This window comes from Lysinibacillus macroides (assembly GCF_001281525.1).
Lineage (GTDB): Bacteria > Bacillota > Bacilli > Bacillales_A > Planococcaceae > Lysinibacillus > Lysinibacillus macroides.
On record NZ_LGCI01000005.1, the window covers coordinates 1409530 to 1422489 of the forward strand.

Annotated in this window: 14 protein-coding genes and 1 pseudogene; 7 read left to right on the top strand and 8 right to left on the bottom strand. The window is 34.3% G+C overall.

What is annotated here, in order from left to right; all coding sequences use genetic code 11:
• Window positions 1–189 precede the first annotated feature (189 nt).
• On the top strand, window positions 190–408 hold the full coding sequence (locus tag ADM90_RS09775) for a YozE family protein (RefSeq protein WP_053994775.1): 219 nt from the start codon (window positions 190–192) through the stop codon (window positions 406–408).
• 89 nt (window positions 409–497) lie between these two features.
• On the top strand, window positions 498–1205 hold the full coding sequence (gene deoD / locus ADM90_RS09780; protein WP_053994776.1) for a purine-nucleoside phosphorylase: 708 nt from the start codon (window positions 498–500) through the stop codon (window positions 1203–1205).
• 123 nt (window positions 1206–1328) lie between these two features.
• On the opposite strand, the gene ADM90_RS25525 is transcribed toward deoD, so the two are convergent.
• From ADM90_RS25525 to ADM90_RS09790, 3 genes and pseudogenes are all read right to left on the bottom strand, one after another.
• Window positions 1329–1409 (bottom strand): IS3 family transposase, encoded by an 81-nt coding sequence (locus tag ADM90_RS25525; RefSeq protein ID WP_152928006.1) that lies wholly within the window; start codon window positions 1407–1409, stop codon window positions 1329–1331.
• Window positions 1410–1797: 388 nt separating this feature from the next.
• Complete coding sequence (locus ADM90_RS24285) at window positions 1798–2142, bottom strand: IS3 family transposase (protein WP_152927990.1); 345 nt, start codon at window positions 2140–2142, stop codon at window positions 1798–1800.
• 113 nt (window positions 2143–2255) lie between these two features.
• Window positions 2256–2444: pseudogene (locus ADM90_RS09790) on the bottom strand (helix-turn-helix domain-containing protein); the annotation flags it as partial.
• A gap of 420 nt (window positions 2445–2864) precedes the next feature.
• Between ADM90_RS09790 and ADM90_RS09795 the strand changes: the two are divergent.
• Window positions 2865–3065, top strand: a complete 201-nt coding sequence (locus ADM90_RS09795) for a cold-shock protein (protein WP_049664906.1) — start codon at window positions 2865–2867, stop codon at window positions 3063–3065.
• 144 nt (window positions 3066–3209) lie between these two features.
• On the opposite strand, the gene ADM90_RS25440 is transcribed toward ADM90_RS09795, so the two are convergent.
• Together ADM90_RS25440 and ADM90_RS25060 are read right to left on the bottom strand one after the other, a co-directional pair.
• Window positions 3210–4082 (bottom strand): Ig-like domain-containing protein, encoded by an 873-nt coding sequence (locus ADM90_RS25440; RefSeq protein ID WP_327037018.1) that lies wholly within the window; start codon window positions 4080–4082, stop codon window positions 3210–3212.
• 26 nt (window positions 4083–4108) lie between these two features.
• Window positions 4109–4267: a hypothetical protein gene (locus ADM90_RS25060; RefSeq protein ID WP_235473408.1), complete on the bottom strand. Its 159-nt coding sequence runs from the start codon at window positions 4265–4267 to the stop codon at window positions 4109–4111.
• Between the two features lie 266 nt (window positions 4268–4533).
• Between ADM90_RS25060 and ADM90_RS09805 the strand changes: the two genes are divergently transcribed.
• Complete coding sequence (locus ADM90_RS09805) at window positions 4534–5964, top strand: S-layer homology domain-containing protein (protein WP_053994777.1); 1431 nt, start codon at window positions 4534–4536, stop codon at window positions 5962–5964.
• Between the two features lie 1208 nt (window positions 5965–7172).
• A complete protein-coding gene (locus tag ADM90_RS09815; protein WP_053994778.1) occupies window positions 7173–7478 on the top strand; it encodes a hypothetical protein in 306 nt (101 codons plus the stop codon).
• 213 nt (window positions 7479–7691) lie between these two features.
• Here the strand turns inward: ADM90_RS09815 and ADM90_RS09820 are convergent, their stop codons facing one another.
• Together ADM90_RS09820 and ADM90_RS09825 are read right to left on the bottom strand one after the other, a co-directional pair.
• Window positions 7692–7871, bottom strand: a complete 180-nt coding sequence (locus tag ADM90_RS09820) for a hypothetical protein (RefSeq protein ID WP_053994779.1) — start codon at window positions 7869–7871, stop codon at window positions 7692–7694.
• 638 nt (window positions 7872–8509) lie between these two features.
• Window positions 8510–9598 (bottom strand): serine hydrolase domain-containing protein, encoded by a 1089-nt coding sequence (locus tag ADM90_RS09825; protein ID WP_053994780.1) that lies wholly within the window; start codon window positions 9596–9598, stop codon window positions 8510–8512.
• Window positions 9599–10362: 764 nt separating this feature from the next.
• On the opposite strand from ADM90_RS09825, the gene ADM90_RS09830 reads away from it, so the two are divergent.
• Both ADM90_RS09830 and ADM90_RS09835 read left to right on the top strand, forming a co-directional pair.
• Entirely contained in the window at window positions 10363–10653 is a 291-nt protein-coding gene (locus ADM90_RS09830; RefSeq protein ID WP_053994781.1) for a hypothetical protein, read from the top strand.
• A 376-nt stretch (window positions 10654–11029) separates the two neighbouring features.
• The gene (locus tag ADM90_RS09835; protein WP_053994782.1) at window positions 11030–11392 is read left to right on the top strand and encodes a hypothetical protein; all 363 of its coding nucleotides are present in this window, start codon (window positions 11030–11032) and stop codon (window positions 11390–11392) included.
• A gap of 67 nt (window positions 11393–11459) precedes the next feature.
• On the opposite strand, the gene ADM90_RS23795 is transcribed toward ADM90_RS09835, so the two are convergent.
• Window positions 11460–12498, bottom strand: a protein-coding gene (locus ADM90_RS23795; protein ID WP_152927960.1) for an IS630 family transposase whose coding sequence is annotated in 2 segments (ribosomal slippage) — window positions 11460–11999 and window positions 12001–12498 — 1038 coding nt in all. Because the reading frame shifts where the segments join, the coding sequence is not laid out codon by codon here.
• Between the last annotated feature and the right edge of the window lie 462 nt (window positions 12499–12960).

Sequence of the window (12960 nt, forward strand, 5' to 3'; positions counted from 1 at the left end):
TTTCTATTGAAATTTATAAAAATAAAAATTTTCTGATAAACGATGTCGTGACAAAAGTCTATGTTAGACAAAGAAATAGTGCTAAATACACCGATAGGTAAAAATTCATAGCACTAGAAGCTATGACGAATGTTAGTTTTTTTGGTACACTAGCGAAAAAGCAATTGCAGTAAAAGGGGAAATCGTGTAATGAAAAAAAGTTTTTATCTCTATGTACTAGCCTTCCGGGGTGGTGATTGGTCAGATCCTAAAGTGCGCTTTGCAGAAGAAATGTTTCAGGAGCATAATTTTCCAAAGCAAAGCACAGACTTTAATGAGCTATCCACCTATATTGAGTCTTATGCAACAGCCAATCTAACAACAGAGGCTTTCGATACTTTGTGGGCGCTTTATGAAGAGCAAGCATAATTTTTTAGTTGCTAGACGTCTAGCGTTGCGAAAATAACAAAAAAACAGTATGATGGATATGATATCTGACAGAAAAGAGGGATTGCAGTATGAGTATTCATATTAATGCAAAAAAAGGTGAAATTGCTGACACAATTTTACTGCCAGGAGATCCATTACGTGCAAAATATATCGCAGAAACATTTTTAGAGGATGTAACTTGCTACAATGAAGTACGTAATATGTTTGGTTACACAGGTACGTATAAAGGAAAACGTATTTCTGTACAAGGAACAGGTATGGGTGTACCATCGATTTCGATCTACGTAACAGAATTAATGCAAGAATATGATGTCCAAAAATTAATCCGTGTTGGTACTTGTGGTGCAATTCAAAAGGATGTAAAAGTGCGTGATGTGATTTTAGCGCAAGGTGCAACATCGGATACACGTATGAACCAAATCATTTGGGGCGGAGCGATCGACTTTGCACCAATCGCAAACTTTGATTTATTATTAAAAGCTTACAACGCTGGTAAAGCAGCAGGTCTTAACTTACAAGTAGGCAATATCTTTACGGCAGATCTATTCTACTCAGACGAGCACCAAAACGAAAAATTAGCGCAATATGGCGTGCTAGCAGTAGAAATGGAATCCGCAGCACTTTACACATTAGCTGCAAAATTCGGCCGTCAAGCACTTTCTGTTCTAACAGTAAGTGATCATATTATCACAGGCGAAGTAACAACAGCTGAAGAACGCCAAACAACATTCAATGATATGATGGTTGTCGCATTAGAGGCAGCGATTCAGGAGTAGTTGATATAGCGGCGTTTGTAAGAGCTATGTAAAATGTTGAAAATGGACGAGTGACCAACTAAAGCAGTTTATTAAAAATGAACTGCACCCGTCAAGTAGACAGTGGAAATAATAAAAATTGAATTAAGCGGTTTGAGCCCTGAATTCTAAAGGACTCAAGCCGTTTAATCGTTTCTGGTAGCGATAGTGATTATAAAAATGAATATATAGCCATCAATCGATAGTTTTAACTCTTCATATGAATCGTACTTATGTAAATAATACTTCTCACATTTCAATATACCCCAAAATGCTTCAATCGGTCCGTTATCAATACATCGACCAACACGCGACATACTTTGTGTCAATTCTGCTTTATCAACGATTCGCTTAAACTCTTTTGATGTATATTGAAAACCTCGATCCCTATGTATGAATGGCTGCTCACCTTGTTGTAATGATTCAATTGCTGCTTTTATTGTTTTGAAACGAGGGAATTATTATTCGAATGATTTACTACATAACTTACAATTAAACCATCATATAAATCGACAATTGCGCTTAAATATGCCTTTTTCCCGCTCCCATACTTAAACTCTGTTACATCTGTACACTATTTTTCATTTGGCTTTTCCGATGCAAATGCCCGATTTAACACATGCTCTGCCACGTGACGTGCGGGTGATTTACGATAAGGTTTTCGTTTTCGCCGAATAACGGATTTCAACCCACTCACCTGCATCAAACGATAAATACGCTTCTCATTAACTACCGCTTGATTCTTCTCTTTTCGCTGGCGCTTGATTGTCAACGCTATACGTCGATAACCGTAAATGTCATCTACTTGTTGGTAAAGAAGATGAATATCCCTTAAAATTGCTTCATTTTCAACTTCTCTGTTAGAAGGCTTACGACTTAGCCACTTATAGTAAGCAGCGCGTGAAACATCAGATTTCACCTAATGAAAGAATTGCAATTTTTTCCTCTTGATGTAATTCTTGAATCGCTAAATAGCGTTGTTGTAAGCGAATTTGGCTTAGTGACGCCTCCTTTCGATTTCCTCTACCTTTTTTAAAAATAGATTTTCTGCCCGTAAGGCTCATTTTCCCGCTCAATACGTTGAATCTCTAATTTCAACTTCTCTTCAACTGTTAATTCAACCTCATCTTTTGTGCGACCACAGCGATCACGTAATCCCTCTTCACCATTTGCTTCAAATTTCTTCGTCCATTGATACACCTGCTGATATGAAACACCATAAGCGTGTGCTGCTAAAGGATGTGTAGTTTTAACTCAAGTGGATGTTTGCTTCGCCCCATAAAAAATACTCCCTTTAGATAAACAGATTTTATTTTTTAATCTGCCTACCTAATAGGGAGCATATCACAAATAGGTAATGGGCTTTTTTTATTTTCACAGATTAATACTTGTCAAAATACAAATGAATGTTCTTGTTGGCGGTCATTTAGCTTAGTTTATAGTTAATGAGTTCGCTTTTACACTAGACAAATATGATTTTTTAACATATAATTAATGTAATAAAATCGTTTGCAAGGGAACAATGAATTCACATATTACAAAGAGTAATCGTGTATTGTTAGATACTTTTTGTAATATGTGAATTTTTTTCTTTTGAAGTAGTATGATTTTATTTAATACAATTAATGGAGGTCATTATAAATGGCACAAGGTACAGTGAAATGGTTTAACGCAGACAAAGGTTTTGGTTTCATCGAAATGGAAGGCGGGAAAGATGTATTCGCACACTTCTCAGCTATCCAAGGTGATGGATTCAAATCACTTGAAGAAGGTCAAAAAGTTGAATTCTCAGTAGAAGATGGCCAACGTGGACCACAAGCTGCAAACATCGTAAAACTCTAACTTTTAGGGGTCACCTCATTAGTAGAGTGGTTTTTGTTCAGCATTTGTTTAGGTTGTTGTGTTTTTTATTAATGTAAGATTTCATACTTTACCTAAACTTCAAAAAAAGCCCAGGTACTCATGTGAGCCTGGGCTTTTTTGTGTCTAATATTCTCTTACTTCAAATGAAGCAATCTTATCATGGGCAATATATTCAGTTACCTTTTTATAAGGTGAAATGGTTTTTGAAAATTTGAATGTAGAAGTACCTTGAGCACTATCAAACCAATTTAAGTAGTTGTTTAAAACGGCATTTGTTACATCATATTCTTTTGTTATACCGTTTACTAGAGTGATACTTAGAATAGCACTTGGAAAATCATGATCGGGTTTTTTAACAATAACCGTACTTGTAGATGAAACATCTGTGTTTTCTATTGTTGCTGTAATGATTGCTGAACCTTCGCTAATAGCAGTTATATTACCATTCTGATCTACAGTAGCAATTGATTCATCACTTGATGACCATGTTACTTTTGCAGTATCTGGAGTAACTGTAGCTGTTAATTTATCTTGACTACCTTCTAAAAGTTCTAAATTATTTTTGTCTAATATGATTGCCTCTACATTAGGTTCCTGAAGTGGAGAAAGTAATTCACTGTTTGCATCAATGTCTATTGCATCGATATTTATACCCTTTTTAAAACCTTCTGCTACACGGATTATTGCTTTGTGTCTCTTATTTTCTAATCCAGTTACTTCAGCTATTAAAGTCTGATTTTGAGTAGGTCCGTGAATAGAAAATACTTGCTTTACTTCTCCATCTATAACTAATTCAACTTTTTCAGCGTAATAATTATTTGTGTTCCATTTGCGGACAATAATTCGAACTTTATCCCCAGTGAAATCAAATAGAACAGGTTTATCATTTGCAGGTGTATAAGAATATTGACCTTTGTATGAGCCAGTATCACTCTGAGTTAAGTAACCGTTTTTTATAATAGCTTGATGAGAATTGTCATATCTTTTCCAACCAATTTCAGGGTGTGTGAGTCTATCACCTACTACAGCACTATTTTCAGTTCAGGAGTATTATTTAAATTAGTTATCCCTTCTTCATAATCCACAGTTTCTGCTGCAGATGCACTTTCAACGCTAATACTAACTAGTACTAATAACGTTAATGCTAAATAAATAAAACTTTTTTTAAACAAATTAACCACTTATGTATCCTCCTTTAAAATTGTCTTAGGTTATTCTTTTAAGTAACTTATAGTAACAACTTTAACCATACTTATACTTATTTACCATAATAAAAAACAGACAACATTATTAGTTATCTGCTTCATCTTAAAACGGAAGTAAGAAGGTAATTATATATAATTTGTAGAAACTTCTGTAAAGGAGTGAAGATCATGTATTCCTTGCTTAGGTTTAATATGGTAACTTTGGTATGTACATAGATTTTGCATAAAAAGGAGAGTATGAAATGTTACATAGGAAATCAGCGAAAAATAATTTAATGACTAAAGCAATAGCAGCGAGTGTTATGACAGCTGCTATGGTTATTCCAATTGCTACTGAAAATGTTCAAGCAGCACCAGTTACTCAAACAACCTTTAATGATGTACCTAAATCCCATTGGGCTTATGAATCAATTAAACTGGTCGCTGAAAAAGGACTAGTAAAAGGATATGATGACGGTACATACAAGCCATCTGCTCACGTTACTCGTGCTGAATTCGCTTCTTTTTTATCCCGTATCTTAGGAATAGAAGCTGACAAGAAAAATTCTTTCCCAGACTTACCTTCTAGCCATTGGGCGTATGATGCAATTAATAATGGTATCAGTGCAGGAATTATAGAATTAGATTCTTTTAAATTTGAGCCTAATAAACCAATGACTCGTGTTGAGATTGCTACGTGGTTAACTAAAGCATTAATTAACAATCACCCTGATTATTCTAAAATAGTTTCAACTTTAGGACATTCAGACCTTACGTTAATACCCATTCCCGAATTTTATAAGGGTGGAGTAAACAAAAAAGACTTACCTTATATTGGGGTAGCACTAGGTACGGGATTGCTTTCAGGTTATGAGGACTTCACCTTTAAGCCGAATGGTAATACAACTCGTGCCGAGGTAGCAACAATCCTTATTCGTTTCATGGATACATTGAAGAAAGTGCCATCTGATTTCATAGGTTTACAGGAACTTCGCGAGGTTGCTAATACTGGGACGAATATATTTACACTCACAAATTTTGAAAAAAGGAGGTATAAAGATACTACTTCTTGGTACAGTAGTACAGAAAAATCTGCAAAAAAGTTAAATATGAGTGTAGAAGAATATATAAATATGGTCTATGGGGTGGCATTTAAGCTACCAGTTGAGGGAGAAGCAGTAGGTGGTTTTGAGGATGTACTAGGGAAACCTTATACTTTGCTAAACAAACGTGCTGTTAACACTATAGAACGTGTCATTTTCGTGGACACAAGAGGTTCACAAGCAAAAGGTATTTACAAGGATATGTTTTTTTATATAAACCCAAAACCGAACCTAGATGGTAATATACTTAATAGAAATTTATATCATGTATATACCGAATATACAACAACACCAAGTCAAAATACCACTTTATCTAGTATGTATAATGGTTCTATAATGGGACAAGCAAGTTCGCAAGTTGTTAATTTGGTAAAAGCGAAACAATTTGGTATCGCGACACCTCGAACAACAGACGGATGGTACTACGAGGAAGTAGAAAAGGGAGTATTCAAAAAAATAACAAACGATTTCTTCACAAAAGGTAAAACTGTCCGCTATTGGGCTGTAGAAATTGAGAGTGAAACAACTGATGATCCAATATCAGGAAGAACAGATGATGGTAGTGGATATTATTATGAAATTATAAAATAAAAAGTGTATTCAAATACTTAGAATTTACAATTTTAACTAAGATAACAAGTGAAAAAAGCATAAAGAAAAAAACAATTAAGACCACTCCGTGATGGGTGGTCTTTTGCTATTTTTCAATGTCCTATACCTCTCATGGTTTTGTACCTATATTTATTTGAATATTGTGGATAGAAAAAGTCCAGATGCACATATACCTTATAAAAAGTGAGATGATTAAGTTGAAAGCAAAGCATATTCAAAGTGAAATAGAGGCTATGCATTATTGGGATGCAAGAGTATTGCAAATGGACACTAGTTTTTTTGTGATGAGCTTACCATTATGTTTGAGGACACCGATTATAATGTAAATTTACTATTCACTGGTTGTTCAAAATTTTCATTTATAACCAGTGTTGAGGATAGATTAAAACCTCTAAAAGAATTAACTAAACCTCAGATTCCTTATTTTATTCAGGATATTGAAATCAGTAAGCTGGACATTGAGGGCGGAAAAACCTTATTAAAGTGCAATATTTTTATGCCGCCATTAAAGGTGGAAGTTGTATGCACTAAAATGTTTATTGACAAGGTATAATTTGAAGAACTTGATTGGCTGTACTGTGTTAAGAAAAGCATACCCTTCCTGATGGAGATGGATGGGCTTGTGAAAGATAAGCTTATAAAAAAATAAAATTTATACAAAAACAGTCTACCATTAAAAGGTGGCCTGTTTTATTGATTATTTATAGTAGAAAGTCAATTTTGAAGTCCTTATTATCAAACACTTATTGAAATGTTTTGAAGGAAAAAATTATATATTCTCTATGGATATTAAGGATGGTGTGTTAACGGTATCAAGTACACTGAGCGCTGTATTTTCAGGGGGCATATAGTAAGGCTATAAAGCGTTCTAGTATAAAGATTAGTTAAATTCATCATCTGTGGAGGGCAAAGCTCTTAGAGAACGTCCAGTCCCTTTCTATAATTGGTTAAATGAAAGGAATAGCTTCCACAATCAATAGTGCATAATGAACCATCGTTAGATAATTGGCTGGAGTGGTAAATGGAAATAGTTATCCTAGTGATATTGAGATGAGGTATTATTAAACTAAAGGAGCGTTCAGTTGAATAACGATATGGTTTTTTGTGGTAAAATAGTAGACGGTAGGTGCATCTACATCTTTGCAGGAAGGTGGGATGGGCTACCGTTTAGTTAGGAGGTAGAGGTTTTGGCTGTTTTGGCTGTTTTTGGTGTTTGGGGTGTTTTAATTTTGTTAGTTGCAATAATTTTATTTTGGTCGGCTGGATTACCGAAGATTAAAAGTAAAAAATTATCATTTGTTATGATTAGTTTGGGATTCAATGTAATCGCAACTCCATTGGCTTTATTTATAGGTATAATGGCAACAGCCTCCCCGACCAGCACTACAAATGATTTTTGGACAGGATTTCTCCTCATCCAGGGAATACCACTTTTAATACTAATAATTGGAATCTTAAAATGGTTTATCATTGACAGAAGAAAAAATAAATAAGCATATAAATAGTAATAATTAATTAGGTTTAAAAAAGACAAGTTTGTGAAGAAATCTCTACTTAAACTATATGGGTGATTTTCTTGAAGATTATTGAGTTGCATATACAGCTCTTTTTTCTTCTTCAACTAACGGAATGCTTTAATTAAATACACCATAAAAGACCACTCCAATATGGGTGGTCAAAATAAATAAAACCTAATTAGTCTTATATTATAGTGAAGTTGACTTACTTTTTTTCTCATTAATAATAAGGTCTTCTTCATGTTGTGGGCGAGGGGGTTCAGTAGCTCCTTTATGCCCATTAGGTTTTTCTAGGTCTGCTCCATTAGAGAATGATTGTTTTGTTGGCTCGTCTGTTGCAAATTCTGTAATTTTTTTATCTCTTTTCATTTCGACACCTCCTAAAGATATTATTTAACTTATTCAATAAAATATCCCTTGTTTATTTCAACTTTACACTTAAATTATTTTAAAATTAGACCATTCCGTGATGGGTAGTCTTAATCGATGAAAAAGCAAGCGACTAAAATCCGACCAAACCATGATATTTAAAGATTATTTATGATAATTCTTGAGGATTAATAAAAGATTGCAGACAATAAAATACTGTTATATCAAGCTGTTGACCAGTCATGATTTATTGTGATAGCACAAATATTTCAACAGGATGATGGTTGTCGTGTTAGAGGCAGCGGTTCAGGAGAATCGGTTGCTTTTTCTTTATCTTTACCTTTACCTGTTAAATATAAGTATTTATGGTGTCTCAAATAACTCTAAAATTTATATTTTTACTTATCATCTATAAAGCATATGTGTGGTGTAATTGATGAAAAATTAGACGTTCCATCAAGAGGTGAAGGAAATTCATGACTTTCACAAATTGAGTTTTTTATCATCTCAGCAATGTCATCGTATTCATTCATAGTATTGAGTGTAGTTAATAAAATTGTATTTCCCAATATCTCTTTACTTCATTCATCAATCAATAGCTTTAGAAAAAGCACCTTTTAATACCAATTATTTTCTAATCAAAATTTCTCCTGCCATATCCAAATCGGCTGCTGGAGAACGATGGATGTCAGATGTCGATTGATTCTTTTTGAATTTATTGTCATCTCGTTGCTAAGAACAATCACTGTTAATTCCTCATCATTTAGTCGTGTTATATAATGACGAAAACCACTTGGATATCCTCCTGAATGCCCGACAGCTTGTTTCCCCATGACATCTTGAGTATACCAGCCATATCCATATTGATGGGGGAACTTTTTAGCATGAGTTCTACTCATCAGCTCTGATGTCTCTTTGCTTATCAATACATGATTACGCAAGGCTCTGTCAAATAGCTCTAAATCTTCAACTGTCGAAATGATATCCCCGGCTGCATACGCTGCAGAATTATGTATGAAGGGCCCGGCTTTTCCATCTACGTATCCTTGTGCTTTCGGTACACCTGGCGGAACTGTAAACATAGAATTAACCATGTTGCTCGGCTCAAAAATATGTTGTTCTATATAATTCGCATAGGATTGGCCACTGACTTTTTCAATAATAAGTCCTAGCATCACATACCCCGTATTACTATAACTAAAGCTTTTGCCTGAAGTAAACTTTAATTCAGAATCACGAATGGTATTTACAATATCATTGGGCTTCCATTCTTTGCTGTAGTCAAATTCAGCATTTTCCGTTAGATAATCAGGAATGCCCGAGCTATGACTTAGTAGATGACTGATTGTAATTGTTTCTCCATTTGGAAAGTCCGAAAAGTATTGAGAAATTGGATTATCTAAGCTTAGAAGATCCTTTTCTACTAATTGCATGATTGCTACAGCAGTAAATGTTTTAGATAGTGAAGCAATCTGATAGAGGGTGCTTGGGCTATTAGGTAAACCAGGAGCTGCCATTCCGTATCCTTGTGTAAATAAAACTTCTCCTTCCTTTGCAATAAGGACGGTTCCCTGGAATTTTTCATTTGTTAAATATTGATCGATTTTTTCAGAAACGCTTCCAGATAAATTACTATGGTTGTTACGTCCAAATAATAGCAAGGCTACTACCGACACGATTCCAATAACAAGTATAGTAACAGAGGAAATTTTTAGGAACTTTTTCATATTTATACCTCTCATTCTATTTTTTGTAGCTTATGAAACACTTCCTATTATAAGACAGGCTTCAACATAAAAATATAAAAAATGAGAGAATCACCAATTTATTTATGAAATTAAATCTGCCATGTAATTTTGGAATTTATCATAAATTTCATGACAATTGTCAGCCCACTCTAGGTTGAGGGGTTACTAAAAAGCTGTCCAATGTTTAAAATTTAGGTAACATTTTAAGAAACCTTTCATAAAATATAAAATACTGTTAAATCAATGTTATTGAAGTATTTTGACTTGATAAAAAGTACTAGTAATTTAAGTTATGATAATTGTAGCCTTAGAGGGAGGGATTTAGGAATAATCGATATGGCAGGGTTTTCATACTATAAAATGATCACCTGCTTCTCTTGATCTTTAAATATTAAATTGCTAGCATGAATGTTTTCATGTCTGAATTGTTTCTGAATAATTTTACAGATTTATAATAAAAGTGAACGCTGTAGCAAGAAAAGAAACTTAATTTCAAAGCAAAGGACTGGCGATTAATTTAATAAAAGCACAATTTGATAGTGCTATACTTCATGATTAAAGGAGTAATTTTGTAAATACTGAAGGGACTATAGTAGTCTATCTGTAACAGCTACGCAAGCAGAGACTTTTATTGCGTCTGACAGATAAAGGCGCTACATTGAAGATTTGCGTAGATCAAAAATTTATTAAAGGATATTCTCTGTTTTTGTCGAAAGTTTAGTAGCTAAAGGGGGTTTTGTTGATTGGGATCAGAGTTGTTGGTGCAATTAGTCATTGTTTTATTTGATTTAATAGTAGGATTATACATAGGTTTTCGACTAGGTAAAGGGAAATCTATAAAAAGAAATATTATTTGGGGAATCGTAACTATATTGGTGATAGCACCGTTATTAGCAGTGCTAGTGAGTTTTATCATTGGCTTTATGTTAGATGATGGTTGGACAGGAATTGCAATAATGGTAATAACGTTCCCATTGTTCTTTTTTATAGGCATTGGGCGTCTTTTCACGGGCATTACTAGAAAAAATAAATAAATGCAAAAGCTAGTGTTCTTTTTTATGCCTTCCATAGATTGCTGTGGAGGGCTTTTATTTTATCCAAAGCAAGGTATATGGGAGTACGAAAACGCCCATCCATGATTAAATAAAATTTCTACAATGATGATTGGTGCAGGTTATTAGCATTTATTATCAAAACAAGCTTACAGTAAAAACTACGACACAAATTATTTTTGTGGCCCTCTTATTTAAGGGCCCTATTTTGCTATGACTTACGTTAATCGTAAAACAAAATAAAAGGGAGACCAAGGTAATCAAATTTGTACACGAGCTTTTTGTGTATTTAATTTAAGAATAGATTTACGTATAATGGACTGTATAATATTGAAAATTTAACAAGAGGAGGAGAAAAATGGGGAGTAAGATAACGATAGATATGAGTAAGGGTGCCTATGAAATAGCCAAAAAAGTTTATTTTAAGCAGATCACAAGAATCGAGGGCTCTTTAGAAATAAACAAAGTTACAGGAATGAATGTAGGGTCAGCACAAGCTTTTATTACTATATTCCTAGCTATGATGAATGGAGAAGTATATAAAAGAGCATTCAATAATGAAACTAATAAATTTTTACTTGAAAGTATTAAAGAAGATTTTGGCAATGATGCTTTCCAGGATGCTTTAAGCGCTGTACAGAAACATATAAACTATTATTCAACTTTAGGAAAGGGAAATCTAAAAGGATTACAAGATATTGTTTGGGAAATGAGTCGATAAATATTTTTTATTTAGAACTTTATCACTTGTTCAATTTTTCATGTCTTTTGACTATATAGATTGAACTTTAGAACCTAACACAAAGTCGGTCGATTATACCTTGTGTATCTTCACTTTGACAACGGATAAATTCACGAACAGCGAGTTTGATTTGCGATGTACTTGAAAAAAAGACATTATGAATGACGCTGTCTTTCAACCATTTCCATAGCCCCTCAATTAAATTCAATTGCGGGCTGTAAGGTGGTAAAAACACCAGTTGTAATCGATTTTGATGCAGCTTTAAAAAAGGCTGAATGAGCTTCGCATGATGAATGCGAGCGTTATCGAGGATCATGACAATTTTTCCATTTGGGTAATGAGCAATGACTTTTTCTAAGAAACGCAGGAAGACTTCTGCATCGTATTTCTCTTCTTCGACGCAGAAGATTTCACCTGTTTCATAATTTAACGTACCGATTAATTTCACGCCTTGATGCTTACCGTATGTGGGGATTTGACGCTGTTTCCCTTTTGGAAACCATGACTTTTGAATGGCTTGGTAGTCACGAATCATGGACTCATCTTGAAAGAGAAGGTGATCGATTTCCTCATACAATAGCTTTTTTTAAAGCAGGAAATGTTTCTTCTTTAAATGTTTTTTGCTTTTCTGGGTCCGCATTCGCCAACGTATAGGTAGGGCGCGTATGACTAAATTGCATGCGTTCTAATAATTTAGACATGCCACGTAAAGAATAGGACACAGCCCATTCACGTTTCACGAGTGAAACGAGTAACGCGAGCGTCCAATTCGTATACGGTGCAAATCCCACATCAGCAGGCGTTTTCGTTGTGACAATCTCAGCCAACTCAGCACGTTGTTCGATGGTCAAACGATGTGGTTTACCTGTAGAAATCCCCATGCGTAAACCTGTTATGCCTTCTTTTTTATAGGCTTTAATATATTCACCAACAGTTGCTCGATTGCGTTGAATGATCATCGCAATTTCAACGTTATTTTTTCCTTCAAGGTGTAGAAATACAGTCTGATACCGCTCAAATAGTCGCTTATCCTTTGTTTGTCGCATCGCCGTTTGAAGTTCTTCTCGTTGTTCATTGCGTAACATGTGGGATCATCCTTTCGACAATAAGTTTGTATACTTTACCCATTTTGAAGGAGATAGAAGCTTTAGTTCAATTTATATAGTAAAGTTATGTAGCATAAACAAGATGGACTGTTTTCAAAATGTCTATCGTAGAGGGTACAATTAACTTTTTGAACCTAAGCTTTTGTGTTAACACTAATAAAAAACGTAAAGGGTCCTCCTAAATAATGGCTATCGTAGCTACCGCAAACCCTTTCCCAATGCCATCCAGCACCATAACAACATGGGCGAATAAAGCTGGGATAATGAACATTTTTCCAAGGGGTTTGTTCACATACTGAAAATGCCGTTTGATCTAATGTGAAATAATTCTACATATAGTAGCAGTGTCTAAATCTATGTAGAAGCACAACTGATCAGTTTTAACAGTCATTTGGATTTTCTTATGATAGTTTGTAGTTTCGTTGTTTTACAATAATAATC

What these genes read in the sequence shown, in the direction of transcription:
- ADM90_RS09805 (WP_053994777.1), top strand. Translation starts at nt 4,534, where the DNA reads ATGTTACATAGGAAATCAGCGAAAAATAATTTAATGACTAAAGCAATA.
- ADM90_RS09820 (WP_053994779.1), bottom strand. Translation starts at nt 7,871, where the DNA reads ATGAAAAGAGATAAAAAAATTACAGAATTTGCAACAGACGAGCCAACA.
- deoD (WP_053994776.1), top strand. Translation starts at nt 498, where the DNA reads ATGAGTATTCATATTAATGCAAAAAAAGGTGAAATTGCTGACACAATT.
- ADM90_RS09825 (WP_053994780.1), bottom strand. Translation starts at nt 9,598, where the DNA reads ATGAAAAAGTTCCTAAAAATTTCCTCTGTTACTATACTTGTTATTGGA.
- ADM90_RS09795 (WP_049664906.1), top strand. Translation starts at nt 2,865, where the DNA reads ATGGCACAAGGTACAGTGAAATGGTTTAACGCAGACAAAGGTTTTGGT.
- ADM90_RS09835 (WP_053994782.1), top strand. Translation starts at nt 11,030, where the DNA reads ATGGGGAGTAAGATAACGATAGATATGAGTAAGGGTGCCTATGAAATA.
- ADM90_RS09775 (WP_053994775.1), top strand. Translation starts at nt 190, where the DNA reads ATGAAAAAAAGTTTTTATCTCTATGTACTAGCCTTCCGGGGTGGTGAT.